We start from the raw sequence: 4,380 nt of genomic DNA on the forward strand, positions 1-4,380 counted from the left end.
GTCAGTTACGTACGTTGAGTTCCGTTGAAGAGTGACACTGACCGCAACCTACAGGCAGTAAAATCCTGAACAAGGGAGTAGTCCCAGCAGGAGGCGGAGGCGAGGCAGCGCAGACTCTGACTGGGGGAGCAACGGAACTGGAAGCGCGTCTCGCTGCGTGAGCAGCAACAGGTTGCAGAGCTGAAGCAAGTCTGAGAGGATCTCGAAGAGAGTCGAACGTAACCGCAGAAGGTTTTGGCGGATCTGCAGCAGAGCGCGTCGGAATCTGAAGCTGGTCAACAGGCCGAGCTGGCCTCCTTGCGTACCGGGTTGGATCAGGCCCAGGCCGAAGCGGGCGACAAACAGCGTCTCTACGAAGAAGTTGCTGAGGCCTTGTCGCATGCAGGAGAAACCACTCGTTCGCTTGAGGGGCGGAAAGCAGAACTTGAGGCCAGTGCCGCACAGCAGAAACAACTTGCAGATGAACTGCGTGAATCTTTTGAAACGGCGCAAGGCCGGGTCGACACGCTGGAAAACGAACTGCACGCAGTGCGGTTGGCAGGTGATGATACAGATACACAAAACCAGGGTGTTCTGGCAGCCCTGAAAGAAGAGCTGGAACAGACACAGGCGGAGTCTGCCGGCCGGCATCAGGAAAATTTGCATGGTGAAGCGGCACGGCAGCAGCTTATCGAAAAACAGACGGAACTGGAAAATGCACTGGCAGCCTCTGAGGAGCAGACTGAAACCCTGCGTCATTCGTTCAGTGAAATGGAGACGAGAGCCGCCTCTCTGGAGGAAGCGCTTACCGCCACCAGACTGGCGGGAGAAGAGGCGGCGGCATCTTTTCAGGAGCAGCAGGATAATCTGTTGCAGACCCTGGAACAGGTTCGCGCCAATGTCGTTGACAAACAACATGCGCTGAAGCAGGCAGGTGAGACAAGCCAGCGTCTGATAGAGAAGAAGGCGCAGTTTAAGTCATCCCTGAAGGAAGAGCGCGGTGTGACAACAGCGCTACGCGAATCTCTGGAGCAGGCGGAGGCTCGTGCCACCGGCCTTGAGCAGCAGTTGTCTGCCGCGCAAGCGTCGGAGGATGAAACGGCGGCCCGGCAGCAGGAGGAGCTCACAGTTCTGCAGCAGGCGCTGGATGATGCCCGCCATGAGATTAACGGCAAACAGCAGCAGTTGGAGTCGAAAGCCGAGTCGGATCAGGCAACGGGCGACAGGCTGCAGGAGCTCGAACGTGCGCTGGAGACAGAGCAGGGAACAACCGGGGAACTCCAGCAGTCATTGCAAAACAGCGAGGCGCGGGCTGCAACGCTTGAAGGAGATCTCGCCACTGCGAAACTGTCGCTGGATGAGACCGCAAGTCGCTATCTTGAAGAGCGGGATGCGCTGCAGAAGCATCTGGATGGGGTGCGGGGCGAGCTGAATGACAAACAGGACTTGCTGGAGGCAGAGCAGCAGACTACAGCCGATCTCCAGGCAAGCCAGCAACAGTTGGAAAGCAGAACGGCCACCTTGGAACAGGATCTCACCACTGCGAGGAAGAGCGGTGATGAAGTGGCTGTGCAGTATCGTGAAGAGCGTGATGCGCTACAGCACACCCTTGATGAAGTGCGGGGTGAGATAGAGAACAAGCAGAAGCTGCTGGAGACGAAAGAGCAGATCGCCGGTGAATTGGCCGACCGGCAGAGTGAACTTGAGGCAGCGCTTGAAGCCGAGCGGCAGTCGGTGGCTGGTCTTCGGGAATCGCAGGAGCGGATGGAGGCGAAGGCCGCCTCACTGGAACAGGACCTTGCCGCGGCCAAGGCGTCCGGTGATGAAATTGCCGAACAACACATTGAACAGCGGGATGCCTTGCAACAATCCCTGGAGAACGCCCGCAACGAAATAGAGGATCACCAGCAACAGCTTGAATCGGCTACCGTCTCGGTTGATGTTTTGGCTGAAGAGCGGGCCGCCTTGCGGAAGACGATCGAAGATGAGCAGGGTGCTGGCGCTGAGCTGCGACAGGCATTGGAGCTTGCGGAAACCCGCATCGTCACCCTGGAACAGGATCTTGCATCGACCAGAGAGGCGGAAGATGAGTCCGTGGCGCGTTATCGCGAGGAACGGGACAAGCTGCGGCAGTCGGAGTCGGAGCTGCAGGCCTTGCTGGAACAGGAGCGGAAATCTACAGTTGCACTGCAAGTGACGGTTGAGGAGACGCAACACCGGTCTGGAGAGATTGAGGGCGAATTGCAGGCTTTACGGGATGAGTCGGCGGCTGAAGAGAGCGAGCGGCAGCGTACGCTGGAGCTGTTGCAGACCGAGAAAAAAGTGGTTGAGGAACGGCTTGCGGCGATAGAAACGGGAAGCCAACAACAGCTGGCTTCACACAAGGATGAGTTGACCCAAGCCGGGGAAACGCTGGCCACTTCACAGCTGGCATGGAACGAAGAGAAGGAGCAGCTCACGCAGGCGCAAAATAGTGCCGAGCTGCTGAGCGCAACCTTGCAGCAGCAGCTTGATGAGGCCAAAGAGGATCTTGAGCAGACGACAGCGGCCAGGACTGCCGGTGAAGCCCGGAATAGTGAGGCGTTGGCTCAGGCGCAGAAACAGATCACGGAGCTACAGCGGACTGTCGACGGTTTGCGTGAAGTACAGCTGGAGATGGAGTCTGAGTTTGAAGATGATGTGGAATCCGAGATCCAAAAGCTGCGCACCGCTCTCGGGAAAGAGGAGAAGCGGCGCAGAGATGCGGAACAGCAGGCGCAGCAGGTTGATTTCCTGAAACGGGAACGGCAGGTTCAGGAGACGGCAGTAGAAATGCTCGAAGAGGATTTTGAGGAACTCACCAAAGATAAGACTGCCCTTGAAGGAGAGCGTGACACCCTTTCCAAACAGCTATCGGATCTGCGGGATCAATTCGATGTTTTGATGGGTGAGAATGATCAGTTGCACTCAGAGCTGGTGGAAAACAAAAGTACAGCCGAAGACTCTGAGATGGCTGACACGCTGCTTGACCAAATGGAGCAGATGCGTCAGCAGAAGGAGTCAGTGGAAGAGGCACGGGATCGAGCCGAAGGGCAGGCGAAGCGCCTGAAAAAAGAGGTAAATGAACTGCGCTCGGTGATGGAAGAGTATGTGGAACAGATCCAGACTGTACAGTCTCTTGGCGCGAACGATGAGGTTGATGCGTTGCGCACGGAACTCAACATGGTGCGTAGCCGGGCGTCTGAGGATCTGGAGCAGATGCGCCATGCATTGGATGCGGCAGAGAGACGGAGTAAGCGGCAGTCAGGGCGTGATATGAATGAGGTTGCGGCCCTGCAGGCGACGCGGCAGGAGCTCGATTCGATCAAAAAGGCGTTACGGGAGAAAGAGCAGACCCTGCGTATGTCGCAGAGACAGTGCCGCACATTGGAGGACGCCATTGAAGATCGTGACGGCGAGGTGGATCGTCTGGGCCGCAAACTTGAGGTGTTGCTGAGGCAGGCGGGCGGTAATTCCCGGATGGCTGATGAGTCGGAGCCGCTGAATGGTGGTAATCTACATACATCTGAATTGGAGTTCGATGACAGCGTCGGGGAGGCAGGTTCCGCCTCACTCGACGGCCAGGAGACCTCCAGTAAACGTCGCTATTCTCTGGGTGGTTTGTTCAAGAAAAAGAGAGATAGCTGATCATTCAGTCAAATCCTCATCTCAGTTAGACGCTGCCTGTTTTCTGTAGATCAGCCCCGGACGGTCTCTTCTCCATGCGTATATTGTCGGTCGGTATTGCGACCCTGGATATCATCAACACCGTTGCCGCCTACCCCTCGGAAGATGAGGAGTTGCGAACCCTTGAACACAGGGTTGCCCGCGGAGGCAATGCCACCAATACCCTGGTGGTTTTGAGCCAATTTGGCCATGCCTGCAGTTGGGCGGGCACTATCGCCGATGAGCCGGACAGCCGTTATATCCTGGATGACCTCACGCGCTATGGCGTCGATCTCTCCCTTGTTGTTCATCACGCCAGCGGCAAGGTTCCAACCTCCTATGTGGTGCTGAGCAGGGAAAACGCCTCCCGTTCCATCGTCCACTATCGTGACCTTCCGGAATACAGCGCGGTAGATTTCAGTACCGTTAATCCCGCCGAGTTCGATTGGATTCACTTCGAAGGTGAAAACAACCCGAGACCTGCAAATGTTGCAGCGAGTGAAAGAGGGTTTTCCGCAGTTGTATTCTCGCAGGTAGAAGCCGCGAGCGAGCATCGACGCGTTGTTGGCATTGCCGGATGTGCTGTTCTTTTCCAAAATTGTTTTGCCGAAAGTCGCAGGCATGTGATACTTCCCTCACTTATAGCCATGCGGAGATAATCCGCAGGCGCTGCTGTTTCGCCACAGGGCGATGAGGCATGGATGCCAAGCGGATGGC

2 protein-coding genes are annotated in these 4,380 nt (G+C 56.6%); both read left to right on the top strand.

The genetic code is table 11. The annotated features are described in order from the left end of the window. Nucleotides 1–234 precede the first annotated feature (234 nt). The gene (locus G9Q73_RS08605; RefSeq protein WP_177419419.1) at nt 235–3,645 is read left to right on the top strand and encodes a hypothetical protein; all 3,411 of its coding nucleotides are present in this window, start codon (nt 235–237) and stop codon (nt 3,643–3,645) included. Nucleotides 3,646–3,719: 74 nt separating this feature from the next. Then, complete coding sequence (locus G9Q73_RS08610; RefSeq protein WP_246345142.1) at nt 3,720–4,322, top strand: PfkB family carbohydrate kinase; 603 nt, start codon at nt 3,720–3,722, stop codon at nt 4,320–4,322. Nucleotides 4,323–4,380: the final 58 nt, after the last annotated feature.

The organism is endosymbiont of Lamellibrachia barhami (genome assembly GCF_011947365.2).
Lineage (GTDB): Bacteria > Pseudomonadota > Gammaproteobacteria > Chromatiales > Chromatiaceae > QGON01.

What these genes read in the sequence shown, in the direction of transcription:
- G9Q73_RS08610 (WP_246345142.1), top strand. Translation starts at nt 3,720, where the DNA reads ATGCGTATATTGTCGGTCGGTATTGCGACCCTGGATATCATCAACACC.